17 protein-coding genes and 2 pseudogenes are annotated in these 20,498 nt (G+C 42.8%); 4 read left to right on the top strand and 15 right to left on the bottom strand.

Annotation, left to right across the window (positions count from 1 at the left end):
* Positions 1-238: 238 nt before the first annotated feature.
* Both LIR34_RS16595 and LIR34_RS16590 read left to right on the top strand, forming a co-directional pair.
* The gene (locus LIR34_RS16595; protein WP_161284798.1) at positions 239-913 is read left to right on the top strand and encodes a TerD family protein; all 675 of its coding nucleotides are present in this window, start codon (positions 239-241) and stop codon (positions 911-913) included.
* Between the two features lie 14 nt (positions 914-927).
* Positions 928-1,632: an AIM24 family protein gene (locus tag LIR34_RS16590; RefSeq protein WP_161284799.1), complete on the top strand. Its 705-nt coding sequence runs from the start codon at positions 928-930 to the stop codon at positions 1,630-1,632.
* Positions 1,633-1,708: 76 nt separating this feature from the next.
* Here LIR34_RS16590 and LIR34_RS16585 read toward each other — a convergent pair whose 3' ends face one another.
* The 12 genes from LIR34_RS16585 to LIR34_RS16530 form a co-directional block, all read right to left on the bottom strand.
* Positions 1,709-4,378, bottom strand: coding sequence for a cation-translocating P-type ATPase (locus LIR34_RS16585; protein ID WP_173903320.1), 2,670 nt, complete (start codon positions 4,376-4,378; stop codon positions 1,709-1,711).
* Positions 4,379-4,394: 16 nt separating this feature from the next.
* On the bottom strand, positions 4,395-4,985 hold the full coding sequence (locus tag LIR34_RS16580; protein ID WP_173903319.1) for a TerD family protein: 591 nt from the start codon (positions 4,983-4,985) through the stop codon (positions 4,395-4,397).
* A gap of 72 nt (positions 4,986-5,057) precedes the next feature.
* Positions 5,058-5,639: a TerD family protein gene (locus LIR34_RS16575; protein WP_161284802.1), complete on the bottom strand. Its 582-nt coding sequence runs from the start codon at positions 5,637-5,639 to the stop codon at positions 5,058-5,060.
* Positions 5,640-5,686: 47 nt separating this feature from the next.
* Positions 5,687-6,823, bottom strand: a complete 1,137-nt coding sequence (locus LIR34_RS16570) for a toxic anion resistance protein (protein WP_173903318.1) — start codon at positions 6,821-6,823, stop codon at positions 5,687-5,689.
* Positions 6,824-6,828: 5 nt separating this feature from the next.
* On the bottom strand, positions 6,829-9,096 hold the full coding sequence (locus LIR34_RS16565; RefSeq protein ID WP_173903317.1) for a YceG family protein: 2,268 nt from the start codon (positions 9,094-9,096) through the stop codon (positions 6,829-6,831).
* A 251-nt stretch (positions 9,097-9,347) separates the two neighbouring features.
* A complete protein-coding gene (locus tag LIR34_RS16560) occupies positions 9,348-10,778 on the bottom strand; it encodes a glycoside hydrolase family 32 protein (protein ID WP_173903316.1) in 1,431 nt (476 codons plus the stop codon).
* A 328-nt stretch (positions 10,779-11,106) separates the two neighbouring features.
* On the bottom strand, positions 11,107-12,687 hold the full coding sequence (locus LIR34_RS16555) for a glucose-6-phosphate isomerase (protein ID WP_173903315.1): 1,581 nt from the start codon (positions 12,685-12,687) through the stop codon (positions 11,107-11,109).
* A gap of 553 nt (positions 12,688-13,240) precedes the next feature.
* Positions 13,241-13,927 (bottom strand): pyridoxamine 5'-phosphate oxidase family protein, encoded by a 687-nt coding sequence (locus tag LIR34_RS16550; RefSeq protein WP_320442971.1) that lies wholly within the window; start codon positions 13,925-13,927, stop codon positions 13,241-13,243.
* Positions 13,928-13,955: 28 nt separating this feature from the next.
* Complete coding sequence (locus tag LIR34_RS16545) at positions 13,956-14,207, bottom strand: RDAC family protein (RefSeq protein WP_161284807.1); 252 nt, start codon at positions 14,205-14,207, stop codon at positions 13,956-13,958.
* A gap of 17 nt (positions 14,208-14,224) precedes the next feature.
* Positions 14,225-14,701: a hypothetical protein gene (locus tag LIR34_RS16540; protein WP_173903314.1), complete on the bottom strand. Its 477-nt coding sequence runs from the start codon at positions 14,699-14,701 to the stop codon at positions 14,225-14,227.
* 170 nt (positions 14,702-14,871) lie between these two features.
* On the bottom strand, positions 14,872-15,102 hold the full coding sequence (locus tag LIR34_RS16535; protein ID WP_207718753.1) for a hypothetical protein: 231 nt from the start codon (positions 15,100-15,102) through the stop codon (positions 14,872-14,874).
* Between the two features lie 8 nt (positions 15,103-15,110).
* Positions 15,111-15,965 (bottom strand): FKBP-type peptidyl-prolyl cis-trans isomerase, encoded by an 855-nt coding sequence (locus tag LIR34_RS16530; RefSeq protein ID WP_118699030.1) that lies wholly within the window; start codon positions 15,963-15,965, stop codon positions 15,111-15,113.
* A gap of 534 nt (positions 15,966-16,499) precedes the next feature.
* Between LIR34_RS16530 and LIR34_RS16525 the strand changes: the two genes are divergently transcribed.
* Complete coding sequence (locus tag LIR34_RS16525) at positions 16,500-18,008, top strand: DUF2828 family protein (RefSeq protein WP_161284811.1); 1,509 nt, start codon at positions 16,500-16,502, stop codon at positions 18,006-18,008.
* Here LIR34_RS16525 and LIR34_RS16520 read toward each other — a convergent pair.
* Positions 17,987-18,412, bottom strand: coding sequence for a helix-turn-helix domain-containing protein (locus LIR34_RS16520; RefSeq protein ID WP_173903312.1), 426 nt, complete (start codon positions 18,410-18,412; stop codon positions 17,987-17,989). The genes LIR34_RS16525 and LIR34_RS16520 overlap by 22 nt on opposite strands.
* A gap of 323 nt (positions 18,413-18,735) precedes the next feature.
* On the opposite strand from LIR34_RS16520, the gene LIR34_RS16515 reads away from it, so the two are divergent.
* Entirely contained in the window at positions 18,736-19,512 is a 777-nt protein-coding gene (locus tag LIR34_RS16515; protein ID WP_173903311.1) for an alpha/beta hydrolase, read from the top strand.
* A gap of 314 nt (positions 19,513-19,826) precedes the next feature.
* Here LIR34_RS16515 and LIR34_RS18150 read toward each other — a convergent pair.
* Positions 19,827-20,003: pseudogene (locus LIR34_RS18150) on the bottom strand (transposase); the annotation flags it as partial.
* Positions 19,963-20,498 (bottom strand): annotated as a pseudogene (locus tag LIR34_RS16505) (hypothetical protein); the annotation flags it as partial. The pseudogenes LIR34_RS18150 and LIR34_RS16505, both read right to left, overlap by 41 nt.

The raw sequence follows: 20,498 nt of genomic DNA, 5'->3' as shown, positions 1-20,498 counted from the left end.
TCTCCCACCTGTAGAGGAAGGAGAATTCTTGCTATATATTATGTTAAATTTATCATATCCTAATTTTTTCCTTTTTTCAACTGCTGCGTCAAAAATTAACAAAAATTAATGTAATTACAAATTTATTTGCTAAACTCGTTTATCCAATTTTTATAAAAATATTATTACTCCCTCTGCCCCATAACATGATATGATAAAAACAGAAAACAACCTGACAGTTAACACAGGGAGGTAGATCATGCTTCAAATTCCCACCAAAACAAAACCGGCATACAATGCCGGAAATATATTGACGCTCAATCAGAAAAGCCAGTGCCTTGCTTCACCTGTTGCCCCCGCAAAGCACAGCACTCCACAGCTTCGTAACCTCATCCAGAAGGGCCAGAAAGTCCGGATCGGCATGGTCGGGCAGCTCCCGCGGCTGCGGGTTGCCCTTGGCTGGAATGTCTCCAATCTTCAGTGTGACATAGACCTTTCAGCCTATCTTCTGGATGCTTCGGGCAAAGTTCCAGGTGATGACTGGTTCGTTTTTTATGGACAGACTTCAAGCCCGAACAAAAGCGTCACTCTGCATATCAATGAGTCCTCTTCTGACCGTGAATATGCAGACATTGATTTTTTCAGACTTGATCCTTCCATCCGCAAGATTGTTTTTGTCCTCACAATCAATGAGGCTCTGGAGCGAAATTTGAATTTCAGCATGGTCCAGGACGCTTATATCCGCATTCTCAATCCGGATTCCGGTCAGGAAATCTACAGTTTTATGCTGACAGATTATTATGACAACGTCACCTCCATGATGCTCGGAGAGATTTATCTACATAACACAGAATGGAAATTCAATGCCATCGGAAACGGAGTCGCCAGAGATCTTGCCGGACTCTGCCAGCTGTATGGTGTTGAAACAAACTAACGGGAGGTAATTTTATGCTTACTTTTGAAACAGTAAATGAACTGACGCTCAAGGTCACCAGCACAGGAAATGATACTATCTTTACCAAAGCCGGTGCTTTTATCGCAGGTGACTGCGGCGGAAATACAAACTATCGCTTCGAAAAGGTTCTCCTCGGGCCACAGAAGAGTCTTGCACAGGCGGCTCTCGGCTCTCTGATGCGCCGCGTCACAGGCGAGAATATTCCCCTGATGAAAGTTACTATGAACGGACCTTCTGAGACTTTCTATGCAGTAAATGCACAGCATGTTGTTATCTATAAGCTGGAACCGGGTGAGACTATCTCTGTTGAATCCGAGAATCTTCTCGCATTTACGCAGGACTGCAAATACAGTGTACGCTTTATCGGTGTCGGTGTTTTGTCTCAGAAAGGTTTTGCCACCACAACACTTACCGGAACCGGAAGTGAAGCCTATGTAGCCATCCTCACCGATGGAAACCCGATTGCCCTCAGCAATGTACAGACACACAATACTATTTCTGTCGATCCGGACGCGGTGATCTGCTGGATGGGCGATGGCTCCTGTGATCCACGCATTACCACAGACGTAAACTGGAAGACCTTTATCGGTCAGGCCTCCGGTGAATCCTATTCCTTTGAATGGCACGGCAATCTGCCCGTAACCGTCATTATTCAGCCTTCTGAGCGCAGAGGCGGCATCCGCATCGGAATTGATTAACATTTCTTTACTATAAAGAACATAAAGAAAGCCCTCTGTCACTCGACAGAGGGTTTTCTGGGTTTAACGTAACTTTTTATTTACCGGATTTCACGATTGCTTTTCGTACCATATCCACTGGGATGATCAGTGCACCCAGTACCATGGAGACAAGCAGTGCTTTCAGTGTCAGTGGAGTTGTACTGAATACTTCACCACCAATCTGGATCAGAACTGTCTGCATGACAAAGATTGCACCCATGACCAGGACAAATCTCTTATTCTCTCCAATATGCTCAAACAGATTGAATTTCTCAGATCTGGTATTCAGACTGTTAAAGATGATGGAATAGATAAAGAATGCAAACATAAATGTCTTCTCATAAAGTTCCGGATCAGCACATCCTGCCGGCATAACTGCCGTTGTGATCCCGCCGATATTCTCCAGGATCAGAATGGAACCAAGTGTGATAAATACCGCACTCACCCCAATTGCAGATTTGATGTAGCCTGTCAGGATATCATCACTTCTCTTTGCCGGCTGTTCATTCATATAACGATTCAGGATCGGCTCACCACCAAATGCCATAGCTGCCAGCGTATCCATGATCAGGTTGATCCACAGAATCTGAACAATGGAAAACGGCTCTGTCCATCCAAGAATCGGTGCAAGAATATTCATCAGCAGAGTACTGATATTTACAGTCAGCTGGAAGATCAGGAACTTGCCGACAGATTTCGCCATGGTTCGGCTGTTTAATACACAGTCCTTGATGGAAGTCAGACTGTTGTTCAGAATAACAACATCTCCTGCCTCCTGTGCAACTGCTGTTCCATCTCCCATTGCAAATCCGATATCCGCCTGTTTCAGTGCCGGTGCATCATTGACACCGTCTCCTGTCATACCACAGACATCATCAAGCTGCTGTGCAATTGTGACAAGACGTTTCTTATCCAGAGGTTTCGCACGACTGACAACGCGAAGCATCGGAAGTTTTTTCTTAAGTTCTTCGTCGGAAAGCTGTTCCAGTTCATCATGAGTAAGAACAACTTCTGTCTTCTCATCCTTGAGGATTCCGGCTTCTTTTGCAATTGCAACAGCTGTTTCTTCTGCATCACCTGTAACCATAACCACCTGGATTCCGGCATGGTTCAGAACCTCAACTGTCTCAATCGCATCTTTTCTTACGTTATCTCTCAGACTGAGAACTGCAAGAAGGATTTTCTGGCTTCCTGTGATCTTCACTACAGAAAGAAGCTTCATGGTTCTCTTTGCCTGTGCAACCATCTGCTCTTCTACTTTTGCCTTTTCAGAAGGAGTGAAGTCTATAACCCTGCCGTCTTCTGTCATATAATGTGTCACTTCATTGATGATGTTTTCCGTAGCACCCTTCCAGTAAACTGTTCCATCATTTAATTCTACAGTCGCACATTTTTTCTCGGAATCAAATCCGCTGATTTCCTTTACCTTAGATGCATCAACCTTCTCCGGACCGCCCTTTGTGATGGAATAAGTCAGAAGAGCACGGTCCATGTTGTTGCTTCCGATCGCCTTGCCTTCAGAAATCTTTGCAAGGTTATTCAGAGTGATCGCTTCCAGAAAATCATTATGTGAAATATGATCAACAATTCTTCCATCTCCCAGCACAAACTCTACCAGAGAAAGATTTCCCTCCGTGATAGTTCCTGTCTTGTCACTGAACAGAAGATTCATATAAGCAGAATCTGAAAAAGCAGCCTTGTGACTTACAAGGATATTCTTTTTGTACATGGATTCTGTATTCATGGACTGAACCAGACTGTTCATCATCGGAAGACCTTCCGGCACTGCCATGATAACGATAGAAGCCATCAGCATAACTGCCTCTGCGATCAGAAGGATCACAAATACAGGTGTGATTGCTTCATCTGCACGGATAATGGAAAGGAACACCTGAAGCACACCTGCGATCACAGCTGCTGAAACACCAAGCTTACCGATTCCTCCGGCAACAACCTCAAGCTTAAGACTGGAAGTATCCTTACGTTCTTCTTCCTCATTGTCATCCGTAAGAGCTTTATTGATCTTACCAAGCTCAGATGCATCACCGATCACCGTTGCCACCATATAAGCTTCCCCACTGGTTACAACAGATCCCATAAATACCTTGTGTGCAGAAGAGTAATCCGTGGATTCTGCCTCTTCCATACTGTCAGCAGCTGTCTTGGATTCATCACGTGACTCTCCATTCAGTGCTGCCTGGGACACCTTTACATTTCCTTTAAACAAAAGTCCGTCAACCGGAACCTTGTCACCTGCCTGGATCAGGATCGTGTCTCCCTTTACAATGTCACTTGTCAGGATTTTGACAAGTTTTCCGTTTCGAAATACCTTAGCATAGGTTTTGTTGTACTCTTCCTGCAAAGCCTCGCTTCTTGATGTATTTCTGTATTCGGACAGGGTGCTGAATCCTGTTGCAAGTGCAATTGCAATTACAATACTGATAATCTCAATAACATCATTCTCGCCGCCCAGTGCCGGAACGATCACTCCAAGAATCGCCAAAACGATCTTAAGTACCAGTGCAAGGCAGAGAACCTTGATCCAGATATCATTAAAAGCACCGATAAACATAGACCAGAGCGATTCCGCTTCTTTCTTGGCAAGTGCATTCGTTCCATACTGCTGTTTGCTCTGTGCAGCCTGTTCTTCCGTCAAGCCCTGTTCAAGGGTTTTTCTGTTCAGCAGTTCCTTCGTCAGAACTGCTTTGTTTTGATTCTCACTCATCCGGTGAATACCTCCATTACACATATCGTCTGCAAAGATCGCCGATCGATGTGTCCTTTGTACCCTGGCCAATGGCTCCAAATTTCCATTCGCCGTTGTGTCTGTATATCTCTCCAAAGATCATCGCCGTCATTCCGGAATAGTTCTCGGTAAGATCATATTTGCACATCTCTTTATTCGTACTTCCATCTACGATTCTGATAAATGCATTTTTGATCATTCCAAAATGCTGCTTTCTCTGAACTGCAGAATAGATATTTACAACGATCACGATTTTGTCATATTCCTGTGGAACCCTGGACAGTTCAATGAGAATCTGCTCATCATCTCCGTCCCCGTCACCTGTCAGGTTATCTCCCATATGACGGACAGTGCCTGACTTGTGTGTAAGATTTCCAAAATATACAACATCATTTTTATCTGTAAATTTACCATTCTTAAGCAGGATTGCTGTTGCGTCACAGTCAATATCCGCCGCCTTAAAAAGCCCAAATAATCCTGATTTCTGCTCTACCGCATCCCATCCAAGACCTACGAGTACATTTGACAGACCTTTACTTTCTTTACTAAGACTGACCTTCTGTCCCTTTTGCAAACTAATTGACATATTTTTCTCCTCCCGGCAAACTGCCAGTTGTTACTGTTCACTCCGTTCACAGTATCTCTTATTCAGGAATTATTATGCAACCTCAATTCCAAAATGTCCGCACAGTGCTGCGAGTCCACCCTGGAACCCACTTCCGATCGCATTAAACTTCCATTCACCGTTATGTTTGTAAAGTTCTCCTACCACAATTGCTGTCTCAATAGAAAAATCTTCACCCAGATCATAGTGGATCAGTTCCTGGTTTGTGTCCTTGTCCACGATACGGATATATGCATTGGAAACCTGTCCGAAATTCTGTCTTCTGGCCTCTGCCTCATAGATTGTAACAGTGAATGCGATTCTTTCAACATTTGCCGGAACATCTGCAAGTGCGATCTCCATCTCTTCGTCATCGCCTTCGCCGTCACCTGTACGGTTATCACCCATATGCTTTACAGCTCCTGACGGATGTTCCAGGTTTCCATAGAAGACAAATTCCTTGTCTGTCGGGCATTTACCATTGGAACCAAGCATAAATGCTGCTGCATCAAGGTCAAAGTCTGCACCTGTGTCGAATGCATTGACATCCCAGCCAAGGCCTACCATGATATTCTTTAATCCCGGATTCCCCTTGGTAAGATCTACTTTCTGTCCTTTTGATAAATTGATTGGCATAATCGTTTCCTCCTTTATGCTTTGATGTTGGATTATTTTAACATGCTTTATCTGCCTGCTCCACCATAGGTTTTGAGAAATTCCTGCTTGATGTTTTCGAGCCGGGCCGCATCGTCAATCCTCTGTTTTCTGGCTGTTTCCTGAATGTTCTGTGTTTCCTCGATACCGTTGACGATCGTTCTCCAGGCAGTCTCCAGAGTCTCGATCTTGACAGAGCTTCCGCTTGCCAGTCTGGCTGTCATCTTGGACTGTTCTACGGTATTACGTGCATTCTTGATCAGCATCTCGTTTGTCTTCTTGTCAAGCTCCGACAGTGCCTCTGCCTGGATCTTCTGACGCTTGAGCATAACTGCCTGGGCCAGTCCCTGCTTAAACACCGGAAGCGTAACAATGAACGCCGAGTTGATTTTTCTTACAAGATTCATATTACTGTATGCCATTGTCTTGATCATCGGAATAGACTGTATCGCGATATTCTCTGCCACCCTCAGATCCTGTGTACGCTGTTCCAGCATCATCAGAGCATTATTCAGCCCTGCCAGTTCCAGCTGTATGGAATTGTCCCCGGTTGCCTCAAAATCAGCCTGACGCTGTGCAATATAGGCTTCCAGTTCCCTGCATCCCTGCTCTCCGGCAAGAATATATTTTACAAGCTGATGATAATAATCAACATTTGCATCAAACATCTGCTCCAGCTTGCGGTTGGACTGTTTGATCTCACCCTCATACTCACGGAGCTGAACATAGATTTTATCCACTTCCTCTCCCATGGTATGATATTTATCGAGGATTTTTTCGAGCTGTTTCTTCATATTTCCAAACAGTTTGTTAAACAGCCCTGTACTTTCCTTGAGTTCACTCGGATCAAACTTTGACATGATCTTTGACAGTGAAGTCAGCATTTCACTGGACTCATCCAGCTGGCTCATGTTCATGCTGTTCAGAACAATATCCGATGCCTTCGCCACCTCCTCGGCAGCATCTGCTCCAAAACAAACAATCGTTTCCAGATTATTTACTTCGATCGTGCTTACAAGTGCATCCACCTCATCAGAATTTACCAGCGTTTCATTCATCTGCTTCCTGTCAGCCACAATATCATATGGTTTTACAGTCTCAATCTCTGTCCCCGCCTCTCCTGTCGGTGATGCAGGTGGTGTTACCTTACTGAAATCAAGTCCCATAACGCTTACCCCTTCCTGAATATTCTGTCACGCCATGACGTGCGTGCTGTTAATGAAATCGTATTCCAGTCAGGAACCTGCAGATCATACATATAAGTTCCTGTCTGATGTTCTTCCATTAATTTCTGGTTAAAATGATTATCTATGTTGTATCCTGTCGGAATAAAGAAAAGCACATCAAATCCCAGCAGGTTCAGAAAAGCCGTATAAATAGAATCCTCAAGCGTGATCAGTACCTCTGATGTATTAATATATATCAGTTTCGGATTCTTTTTTGTAAAATCAAAATTCTGTATCAGACGCGTAACCTGTTTCGGAAGATTCAGTGCAACAGATATGATCGTATATTCTGTTCCATTTTCAAACGTTCCACGGATCAGACGCTGTTCTATCATTGTCTCCAGCTTATCCAGAATATAATCCTGCATTTCTTCTCTGAGAAATCCATACGGATATGCCGGATGAGTTTTTATCTTCCTTCGTTGCAGTTTTCCGTTTCTGAAAAATTCTGCCACATACATTTTAATCGGATTCGGTGATACGGAGGTAAAAAACGGCGGCTGATCGATCACCACTGTTTCCGGAGTCATCAGCTGCTTGACAGAAATCCAATATTCTTCTGTTTTTTGATCCTTCACACCCGATATTTTTGAAAAGATGACTGGCAGGTTTACAACGCCGTCCACTGTACTGAAATTAGGACGATATTTCATCTCCGTATTCCAGAGAAGCCTGATCTCCCGATCTATTGTCTGCAATGATATGGTATTTGCCTGGACAAACTGCCTGTCTCGAAATATCACAGAATCATTGTACATCAGTGTATCCAGTTCCCGTTCTGCATGATACGCCGCCGTTCCTATATGAAGCTGTGCATTCTGTTCCGGAAATCGTTGCATCACCATAGATGTATCATGATTGATTTCATATAAAAGCGGATCCTCAAGCATGACCGGTTCATTTCGGTCCGGGTGCAGGATCAGGACATCTGCCGGTACTCTCGCCAGAAATTTTATAAAAAGCACTTCATTGACACTCCGGCAACTGCCCATATGAACAAAACAACCTGTGTCGTTTTTCTTCCAGTTCTTAAAAAGCTGTCCCTGATATCTTTTGATCCAGCACAGAAGATACACTCCTTTATTCATCAGTCGGTTAAGGCTGATATCCGGTTCAGTTGCCTCCCGCATCATCACTTCTGCAAAGGCTCTGCAAAAAACCGCCTGCAGGATCTTACTTGCCGGATACTGAATATTCATCTGGAGATCTGCGATCATCTGCTCTGCCCCTGTATAATGAGTCCGGCGGATCTTCATGATCTCATCCGTTGTCGGATTCGGGATACTGCCATTCACAACAACAATCTGCCGCTTCCGGTTCTTTAGTTCCAGATAAAACTGATACAGTTCATTCGCATAAGTAAGTTTGTCTTCCACACCATTGATCCGAAGATAACAGTTATAAAAAAATCCCTCCCGATCGCCTCTGGCTGCTGGTTCCTTCAGGATATCCGAAAGACCGCCACCCTCGATCCATGCATTTGTACAGTTGGTAAAACCACCTTCTGAGCCAAATATCTTCTGATTCTGCACGGTCTTCTCAATATTCTGCCGTAGCTTTGCAAGCGAAAAGTCTGCCGGAATTTCTCCGAAGTTCTCACCTTCGTATCTGTCTGATTTCTGCGACTGTGGATCGAGCTTCAGATATGATTCATCTCCTGATGGCTGCACCAGAACCACATCACATCCTGCATTGGAGAGAACGCCCAGCAGCAGCAGTTCATAATTGCTGACTGAACCGACATATAAGATCTTTGGAAGTCGTTCCTGTCCCAGCTGGTTTACGATCCGCTCAAACTTGTAATAGAGCCAGCACATAAACTTGATATACGCATTCCTGAGCATATTTTCTGTTTTTCCTGATCTTCTCAGTTCCTCCAGTGAATCGTAAATGGAAGCTGCCACATTCTCATTCTGCGAACGGTTCATCCTGGGAAGCCATTTCTTCAGACTACACATGATAAACCCCATGCCAAGCTGGAAATCATTTCCCATCATTTCATAGTAATAAGCCAGATTCCCCTCTGTAGGATTCGGTATCTTACCCTCGATGATCACTCCACACTTCCTTGCAGCATCATAATAGTCATATAGAAATTTCCCAATTTCTTCGGAATAACCATTAATACGATAAAAATATACTCCCTTTTCCCTGCGATTCCCCAACTCTGTAAAAAAATCACTGAGGTTTTGAATCTTTTTATGTTCTAACATCAACTATTCTCACCTCAATATCAACTTATAGGTAATATTGTGACACTCCTCTGATCAAAGTGTCACTGTAGATTATTTTATCACACTCAACTTCCAATTACTACTCTTCCAACCTCTTTTTACAGAATTTTTAGATAATTAGCTACTGTTTACTCCGTCCCTTCTTCTCCCATAAAATACGAAAGGGTGCCATGCATTCTTCACATGGCACCCTTTCGTATTTTATCTGTATTTTCACCATTCTTCCGGCCTTACTTTATTCCGGTCATTTCTTTTAACTCATATATATATCCCTGGAATTTCTCTGCCTCCAGTTTTACGGTCTGAGACATTTTTTCCGGATAATATCTTGTAGAAAAAACAATTTCTCCGTGATTCAAATAGATCTCCACTGCCGTTGTATCCACAAGCATACGAAGTTCTTTCAGGCTTCCTGACGGAAGGATCGCATTGCGTTGTCTTCGCCCTGCGCCGGCCTCTTTGGAGAGCCTTAACCAAACCTTCGGCCCATCTGCCTCCAGTATCAGATCCGTTCCAAAGGATATTCTGCATATCCTTGTATCCAGTTTCATTTCCAGCTCAAACGGTCTGAAGACTTCAATATTTTCCTGCGTTTCATCTATTCTGAAGTCTCTTCCTCTAAGCACCTTAAGCTCTTCTACCGGATATTGATATAATCTTCCATTATACAGACGAATCTCTCTTGGAACAGTCAGACAATGCTGCCAGCCCTCTTTCTCTGCTGTCGGATTCGTATATTCTCCTTCAACATCCGGAAGTCCCATCCAACCGATCAGAATTCTCCTTCCCTTTGCGTCCTCAAATGTCTGAGGCGCATAAAAGTCAAATCCCATATCCCACTCCTGAAACTCTTTCACATCCATTTTTCCGTCTTTCAAAAGGAAATATCCTGACTGATAAACATTCTGAAATCTGTATTCTTCGCGCTTCAGCCCCTGTGGAGAAACAGACAACACCTGCTGTCCTTCTATCTTAAACATATCCGGACATTCCCACATATATCCAAATGGTTCTTCTGTAGTAATTTCCCTTTCGTAAGTCCAGTTCTTGAGATTCTCTGATCTGTAGATCAGTACAGCTCCCTGATCATTCTTTTTGCGTCCGCCGAGTGCCATAAAATAAGCATCATCATCTTTCCATACTTTTGGATCCCTCACATGACGGGTATATGTTTCCGGATAATCCTGATAATCGACCGCTACTTCTTTTACGCCAAAATGTATCCCATCTTCACTCTCTACATGAAGGGTACTGGCTTCCCTCCCGTTATTGATGTGATCATAGTCCCCGTCCATTTTGACGTTTCCCGTAAAAAAAAGATGTAATTTCTCATCCTCCACTATTGCAGAACCGGAATAGACCCCATGACAGTCATAACTGCTGTCCGGATATAACGGTACTCCCTCATATCTCCAGGAAACCAGGTCTTCACTGGAATAATGGCCCCAGAGCTTCAGTCCTCCCTCTACATCAAACGGTGAATACTGAAAAAACACATGATATCTTCCTTTAAAATAACATAATCCATTCGGATCATTCAGCCATCCGGTCGGAGGCATCAGATGATGGGTAAGACGCTGTTTCTGAAGTTCTCGATCCATTGCTGCGGTTTCTTCGATTTTAATCAGTTCTGCGGCAAGTATGCTTGTTAATGCACTCATTTCTGACCTCCTGTTATTTTTCGGATTTTGCTATCCGGCTTCATATCTATGGTATCATTATCATTTAATTATCATATGTATTTCATGTATTATATGTATTTTATTTCATATGTATGTGTAATCGTTTTCACTTTCCGCTATTATACACTTGTCATCTGCAATTGTAAATACGCATGATGTCACAAAAAGTCATCAGAATCTGTACATTTTAGCTAAATACACCTATAAAGCAAAAAACAGCCCCACAGCATGATGATCATGCTGCAGGACTGTTCTATAAACTTATATTCGTAACTGTTCAATACCCTCACAGTCACCTATATTCTATTCAGATATTCAGAAGATCACTGAATACCTTAAGTGCTCCATCTGTTTCATGGGCAAGCACACGTTTTGCAAGGACTTTACCAAGCTGTACACCCTCCTGGTCAAAGCTGTTTACATTCCACAGGAATCCCTGGAACATAACCTTATTCTCAAAGTGTGCAAGAAGTGCACCAAGAGCTTCCGGTGTCAGCTGCTCACCGATGATGATGCTTGACGGACGTCCGCCCTCGAAGTTCTTATTGCGGTTTTCATCTTCTTTACCGCAGGCAAATGCTACGATCTGAGCAGCAACATTGGCACAGAGTTTCTGCTGGCTTGTGCTGTCCTGGATCACTACATCAGTACCAATCTGACTGTTTTTGAATCCGATGAACTGAAGCGGTACAATGTCAGTTCCCTGATGCAGAAGCTGATAGAAGGAATGCTGTCCGTTGGTTCCTGGCTCACCGAAGATAACCGGTCCTGTCACATAATCTACAGGCTCACCAAAACGGTTTACGGATTTACCGTTGGATTCCATATCAAGCTGCTGAAGGTGTGCCGGGAAACGGCTCAGTGCCTGAGAATATGGAAGAACTGCTGTGCTTGGATATCCAAGTACGTTACGCTCATAAACACCGATCAGTGCATCCAGCATAGCCGGGTTCTGCATTACATCTTTGTTTGTTGCAAGCTTGTCCTCTGCTGCTGCTCCATCCAGGAACTGTGCGAAGACTTCCGGTCCGAATGCCAGAGATAATACAGCACCGCCTACAGCAGATGTGGAAGAATAACGTCCTCCGATATAGTCATCCATAAAGAATGCTGCAAGATAGTCATCACTCTTTGCAAGAGGTGATGTCTCACTTGTAACTGCGATCATATGTCTGGATGCATCCAGTCCTGCATTCTTAAGGGCATCTTTTACAAAGGATTCATTTGTCAGAGTTTCCAGAGTTGTTCCTGATTTGGAAACCAGTACAAAAATGGAATGTGCAACATCAATAGAGTTCAGGACTGCTGCTGCATCATCAGGGTCTACATTGCTGATGAACTTCGCTTCCATTTTGAATTTACCGTTTTTCTTTGCCCAGTTCTCAAGTGCAAGATACATTGCACGAGGACCAAGGTCACTTCCACCGATACCGATCTGAACAACTGTTGTAAATTTCTCTCCTGCTGCGTTTGTAATTTCTCCGGCATGTACCTTATCTGCAAATTCTGCAATTCTCTTCTGCTGCTCTGTATAGAAAGCTCTCTTGTCAGCTCCGTCAGCCTCAACTGCATTTCCAAGCTGACCACGTGTCATATGATGAAGAACAAGACGTTTCTCTCCTGTGTTGATCACTTCTCCATTGTAAAGAGCTTCAAATTTCTCAGTAAGCTGTGCTTCTTCTGCCAGTTTCTTAAGTCCTTCCAGAACTTCATCGTCTACCTTTTTGGCTGCAAAGTTATAGGAAAGTCCCTCTGTCATCGGAACGCTGTAATTCTTTACACGTTCTGCTCCATTCTCTCCTGCCATAACCTCTGCAAGGTCTACTTTTTTAACTCCTGCAAGTTCTTTAAAAGATGCAAGTGTATCCAGATTGTTCCAGGTAATCATATTTGACTCCTGCTACTTGAAACATATACAACTACATATATGCCAGATGATTCGCTATAATCTCACGATTTATAGTTACTGCTTCAATGTGTATGCTTTGGTAATCACTAAGTGATTTACTACTCGCAGATTCATGTACACTCCACAGTCGTAAATTCCCGACTAAGCCATCGGTACATACCTATAAATTCATAACTTGATTAGATATAGGTTTTGTCTTCATCTGAAATAGCTTTTCCTTTCCTAGTTTTTAATATTTTGCCACTTGGTTTTCGTGGACTTATACCATTGCTCAGCTGTTACCATCGGGATTCTACTCCTTAGTTAGCAAGACTGTTTCAACTTGCACTGGCTTTTTTCCTACAACTCCAGCTGCTGTTACGTCAGCACGAACGAATACCTCGGATTTCAGGTATCTTTGAGTATATTAACTCACTATTATAATTGTCTTCAGCTGCTTATACAATTCTCCCTATTAGAAAACATTTCTTTTTTATTATAATACAACTGCATTCTTCAAACAAGCATCTTTACTCTTTTTAGAGAATTATTTTCAGTCGCAGATAAGTGTCTGTCTGGAATCTGCGCCATCTTTCTTGAAGTCAGAATTTACGAATTCGATTTTCTTTGGTTTTATTTTGATAAGGTTCATCGGATGCGGCATTTTTTCCAGAGCCTTCAGTGGAATCTTTCGGAAATCTGCCGCCTGTACATATTCCTGTGAAAATGGCTCTACAATAGATGCCAGGCCTGTGACCTGCATTCCTTTGAGTTTGCCGAAACCTTCATATTTATCAAAGATGACCAGGCATACGTTCTTGTTCTTTTCCAGTGCATAAAACTTCTCGCCACCTTCAGAAAAACTCCAGAAGCAGTCGTCATGATACGTATACTCCAGCGGCGTACAGCGCACAAAATCTCCTGCCGCGGTTGCCAGTGCACAGGTGTTGTTTGCCTGAATATACTCCTCCACGGCCTTTTTTAGAGCATCCTGGTCCAGTTTTTTTGACTGTGCATCTTTTTCTTTCCAGTAGTTTGCAGCTCTTTCGTATTCCTCGTGAGAAAGATCTGTATTCTCAGAGATTTCCTCATATTCATCTTTGTCCAGACAGAGTGGGATTCCTGTCTTGCTGTTTACATTGATCCCGCCATACCAGGTTCCTGTCACTTCCAGGATATCGCCAACCTGATAATCCATGGAATAGTCGTCATTTTTCTTGATCACTCTGATCTTTGCCATTTTTATGCCTCACTTTTTTGTAGTCGGATTATTTTTTCTCCAGGGTAAACTGTAACTTTTCATCGTCCCAGTATTTTACATTCAGTCCTTTATCCAGGAAATACTGTTCGATCACCTGATGCATCTCATCATAACGTCCCTCGCAGGCACAGTTTCCCAGTGGTTCGATCCACAAAGCCTGTGCTCCGCAGGCATCGCGAAGGTGGAGTTTGAAATTCAGATGTTTTTGTTCCAGTATTCCGTTTACTTCTATGATTTCGTTGAAAGTGATAATTGCCATCGTTGTTCCTCCTGATATTAAATTTTTCTGAATGGGATCTCCTTTCCATCATGTGATAAAACAATTTTATTTTGCTTTAATTCATATTCGAATTTATATATTGGTATTATTGAATTACCAGTAAAAGGAGCAAATCCAAAATCTGTTTCCAGTGGATTCAGCCACAATATTACTGTATTATCATTTAATCCGATAATCCATCCTCTGACCCCTGGATTTGCTGCTTCGGAATCATAAACATCCAAATATGGCTTCTTTTCTGAGTTAATTATAAGGTCGTAACAACTGTTATAATCAAAAACGTCACTGTCCTCATCGTCCTTGCGAATCTCTGTTCCATTTTCTCTCAGGTTTATTCCTGTGTAATAGCCTGATATTTCTCCCAGTCTTTTCGCATTTACCAGGATTCCCCCGATACTAAAATAAACAGCTGTAATAACAAGTATCACTATTACTGCCACTGTAATAACTATTTTCTTTTTCTTTGTATACACTGATATCCCCCTTCTGGTAATTGCAATTTCTGGTTTTATTATAATCTCTCTTTTTGTGAATGTACAAACAAATTTTTGTATAAAAAAATGAAATTTTCAGAGAAAAAAAAGAACAAATCCGAAAAACGTTTTTGCTAAATTCTCCAATTCTTTACCATTAACATAATAATTTATAAATCCCTCAGTGCTGTATAGCCACAGATCCCCTCCATATTCAGCCACTGCGTCAAATCTTCAATGTACACTGATCTTACACTGTCTCCAAAAGCATCACCTCCGCAGATCTTTAAATTTTTACAATAAGCAGACATGCCACCGGCACCTCTTCGATATACCAGGCAAAGAAAAAAGCAGCTACTCTCCCTGTCTGTCGGAATTATAGCCGCTTTCTTATCATTCAACTAAAATTTTATTTTACTTCCACAAGTTCAATCTTGAAATTCAGTTCTTTACCTGCCATCTCGTGGTTTGCATCGAAAGTGATCGTAGTCTCTTCCTTTGCGGTTACCTTAACTGGGAATGGCTGTCCATACTGATTAGACAGATATACCTGCTGTCCTACTGTAAGATCCTCAGATCCCGGAAGCTGAGCGATCTCAAGTGTAAAGATCGCATTCGGATCCGGCATGCCATATGCTTCTTCCGGCATCAGATGGATTTCTTTGATCTCTCCGACTTCCATACCAGCTACTGCTGCATCGAAGCCTTTGATCATCTGCCCTGCTCCACAGATAAATTCAAGCGGTTCTCCACGATCATAAGAAGAATCAAACTGTGTTCCATCGTTAAAAGTTCCCCTATAATGGGTACGGCAGGTTTTGCCTACGTTCGGGCCTGTAAATGCCGGCTTGTGTGAACCACATCCACCACCGCAGGTTCCTCCGCAGGAATGTCCCTCTTCATGATCGCCACAGGAATGACCTTCCTCATGGTGATGATGGTCACAGGTTGTTCCTGCTGAAACCAGTTCACCCTTAAGGTAAGCCTCTACCACCTCGTCTGTGTTTCCCTGAGCACCTGAGCATAACTGAACCCCGGCCTCTGCAAGTGCATTCTGTGCACCGCCGCCGATTCCGCCACAGATCAGGACATCAATTCCCTGCTCTGCAAGAAGTCCTGCAAGTGCACCGTGTCCTGTCCCATTAGAACCGATCACTTCACTGGAAACAACCTTATTATCCTCTACCTCATAAACCTTGAAATTCTCTGTTTTTCCAAAGTGCTGGAAAACATTGCCATTATCATAAGTTACTGCGATTTTCATGTAAAAAGTCCTCCAATTCATACTATATCTATCAGATTAGTATAGCTTGTTAAGAAGATAAAAGCAAGGGAAGAGTGTTTTTCGGATTTTTCTAAACCACAGGTTCATTGTTTTGCACTGGAAGCTATGCTAATCTTAATGCATCGAAGGAACACATTCCTTCAAAAGAAGTTTTGCGGAAGGCAGACTTCACAGACGTTTTAAAAAAATCTTATATTAAAATCAGGCGCATACAGCAGCGAAACAAATCAGCTTATGAGTTTTCTATTGTTACTCAGGTAATCTTTTATCCATGACACAGATAACTTCTGATCGGAGGTGATCCACGTTGAAGTGGTATAAAGAAAGGTATTTACGCAAAAAAAACAATACATATATCAGATGAAATCTTACATTGCGTCTCGCTCATAATAATATAAGTCAAGCAGCAGGCAGTATCCCGCGAGGGTACTAAACAGCTACGATCTAATTTATTAAAAAGTCTGGAAGCTTCTGCAAATCATGACCAGACTAATTCACAGAAAGGAGCAGCATATGTCATTTCTTGATAATCTTAAAGAAGAAGCAAGCTTTACAGAGACATTGAACGGGGCAAAAACTCATGCTTCATCCGGCGATGCCTGTCTGGATCTGTTTGCTGTCGCTGGCGGTATGCGTCATCGTTCATACCGTGACCAGATTCACCTCTTTGATCGTGCTTATATCGAAAATCCAGAGCTGGCAATGAAGCTCCTTTTCTATATCCGCGATATCCGGGAGGGCCTTGGTGAGCGTGAGCTTTTCCGCAACCTGATCCGGCATACCGCCAAAACATGGCCGGAATCTGCCAGAAAAAATATTGCTTTAATTTCTGAATACGGACGTTTCGATGACCTCATGTGTCTGATGGGGACTCCGTCTGAGAAAGCTGTTGTCGAGCTGATCCGCACTCAGTTAAACCAGGACTGTGAAGCTCTCAAAGAGCGAAAAGCAGGAAATATCAACGCACATATTTCACTTCTTGCCAAATGGCTTCCTTCCATCAATACCTCAAGTGCCCGTAAAAGAGGACAGGCAAAAGTTCTCGCCTCTGCACTTGGGATGGGTGCCGGTCAGTACCGCAAGCTTCTTTCCACGCTTCGTGCAAATATTGCCCTGACGGAGCGTTACCTCACCAGCCAAAAACTGGACAAAATCAATTATGAAGCGGTTCCGGCAGGAGCAATGCTCAAATATCACAAATCTTTTCATCAGCAGGATGCCGAGCGTTTTTCTAAGTTCCTGTCAGATGTCGATAACGGTCAGAAATCTATCCACTGTGGTACGCTTTATCCATATGAGATCCTGCGTCCATTAATGTCACATGGCCGTATACTTCCACATTGCGAACCTGACGCTGCAAATGCTGCTCTGGAAACTCTCTGGAATCAGCAGACTTCCAAAGTATGTGAACAGAATGCAATTTCTGTGATCGATGTTTCCGGCTCCATGTATTGCCACCGCTACGGAACTCCAAGTCCGGCTCTGATCTCACAGGCATTGGGGCTGTATCATGCAGAACACTGCACTGGTACTTTTCACAATACATTCATTACTTTTTCATCGACACCTGAACTGGTGGAAATTCATGGCCGGACACTTGAGGAGAAGCTTCGCTATATCCAGAGCAGCAAGTGGGAATTTTCAACAAACCTTGAAGCGGTTTTTGATCTGATCCTCCGGACAGCGGTTAATGCTGGCACACCTCAGGAAGAAATGCCTTCCACCTTATTCATCATCTCTGACATGGAATTTGACAGTGCGATGAAAAATCCGGATAAAACCATTTATGACAACGCAAAAGCTGCATTTGAAGCCAAAGGCTATCATCTGCCAGCTGTTGTATTTCATAATGTCAACAGCTGGCAGATGCAGACTCCGGTCAGATCTCACACCAGGGGTACTGCTCTCGCGAGTGGTGCCGGAACCAACTCCTTCAACTACAAATTTGATGGAAACATTACCCCGATGGATCACATGCTCCGCGTCTTAACCAGTCCCCGTTATGCAGCTGTGCATGCATAACCAGATACTGTACCACTGATATCTCCTCGATATTCACTAATAAAACAAGAAGAGGCCATCTCGGCCTCTTCGTATACCAGCAGGTCTTCCATCTGTACATGGTACAGATGGCTGAGTGCCAGCAGGTTATCGATTGTAGGAAGACACGCTCCGCGTTCCCACTTGTAAACTGCCTGCTCAGATATGCCGCCCATGTATTCACACAAAGCAGTAACTCTGATGCCGTTCTCCTTTCTCATATTTCTTAATCGTTTCCCTGTTTTTTCTATCTGAATCACAGGAAAAGAAATCGTTGTCATACGACATTCCCCCTTTTTCATTCCCTCTGAGTTATCTCCATCATTACATCGATCTGTTCCTGTATGTTTGTCCTCTTTTCTGCAAACTACAATTCTCAGAACCATATTCGTTACTGTTCACTCCGTTCACAGTAACTTGGTCAAAATGCATTCCAAATCACCTTCGGTGATAGCATTTTGCCCCGTATGTCTCGGGATTTTGCCATATTCATGGCAAAACACCTCGCGGGATATTACCTGTGAACAGTTACCCATATTCTTCTTACAAAAACAGTATAACTCTGAGAATTGTATTTTTGTGTTTACTGATGTTTCCAGTATATACGAAACAAATAAAAAGTGCCAGAGTATTGCCACTTTTGCTGAAACATGTAATAATTATTTTGTTTTTACACATACATTGATTAAATAAAAAGGATTTGATTCAAATGAAAACATACGAAGAATTACTCTCAGATATCGAAGACGATATTGAACTCATGGGAGCGTCACATATCGTTTATTCCATGGAAGAAAATAATGTCATTACCGATTACGATTACCTTCCATCCGATTCCTGCAATATCTCCACAACTTTAAAGGATCTTCAGGAAAATATCCGTCGGCAGATGCTGTACACCAAAGCCACCAGCCACCTCACGGAAGCAGATAAAAATACTCCCAAACTGGCTGTCATTTTTCCAGGCATCGGCTATACTGCAGATAAGCCTCTTCTGTACTACGCCAGCCGCCTTGCAAAGAAACACGGCTATCAGATTCATACTGTATCCTACAGTAACCTCCCGGGAAATATCAAAGGCGATTCCATCAAAATGAAACAGGCCTTTGAGCTTGCGTTTGCACAGACAGAACAGGCTCTCGATACTATCGACTGGTTCTCCTACGGCAGCATACTTTTTATTTCCAAAAGTATTGGTACTGCCATCTCTTCTGCCTATGCAGCCAAACATCATTTAAAAGTAAGAAATATCCTCTTTACCCCTTTAGAAGACACCTTTTCCTTCCCGCTTCAGGGCAGCATTGCCTTCCATGGCACTGCCGATCCATGGGCTGAGACCCCCTCCATTCAGGCTCTGGCCCAGCAAAAAGAAGTCCCTCTGTTTCTCACCAGACACGCCAATCATTCCCTAGAGACTGGTGATATACAGGCAGATATTTCCGCTCTCAAAATTACAATGGAACAGGTTGAACATTTCATACTATGAACAAAGGGCTGTGAAAAAAGAATAGTCCCGAAAAAAAGAAAGACCAAGAGTTTATAATGAACTCAAGGTCTTTCTTTCTGTTATAATTAGTGTCTGCTGATTAAACCGCTTCCAGCTCAAAATCAGCTGATTGATGTGTTAATAGTTCCAGCAGCCATAAAAATGTAAAAAGTAAGACCATTATCATCAATGCTCAGATCAAACTTTGCCCCGAATTCTACCGGTGACTTTATTTTTCCTCTTACGATTGATCTAATCCATGGCTGTGCAATGCTGACAATGCGGTTGTCTACGCTATGAGTCTTGTTCTGGTACATAACATCCATTTTCAGCCGTTTACGGAACAGGACTAAGGTACTTGCATCAATTGGTGGTTCTTCCTGATAACCTGGAAGACCAATGAAATACTGGTAATACGGATTTTCTGTCAGCTGTTCAACGAGTTCTCTGTCAGAATACTGATATTTTGTTTGGATGATCAATGAGCCAAGTCGGACTTAATACCGGAATGCCATCAACCATCATTTGTCCGGTTTTTAGCAATTCATAATACGCTTCGTTTAGAAGGATTGCCGACAAGCTGGAGATTTCATCGTCTATCGGAAGCGGTGTAAGAACTGCATCATCTTCCAATATAATAAAATCTGGATTTCTGGAAAATATTTCTATCATATATGGATATTCTTTGCTTTTCGGAAATGTGAAACGATAAAACTGTGCATTTCCGGTACTTTTATTCAAATGCTCATATCCTGCTTCCTTGACATACTCCCAAAACTGCCTGCCGAACTCCGCTGTTATGGATTCAACAATCAGTACAATATCTACATCTTTTGTAGCACGAAACGGTAATTCTTCGTTTTCCATAATCAAATCACACGCTGTCCCACCGATGATGACATATTGATTTTCAAAGCCCTGAAATCTTTCCGTGACATGCTCCCACCACTTAAATCTCTGATTTTGAAGTGGGGGCTTCTTGCTCA

This window comes from Blautia sp. MSK17_66, from assembly GCF_020538025.1.
GTDB lineage: Bacteria > Bacillota > Clostridia > Lachnospirales > Lachnospiraceae > Blautia_A.
This window is presented reverse-complemented; position numbering and strand designations above follow the sequence as displayed.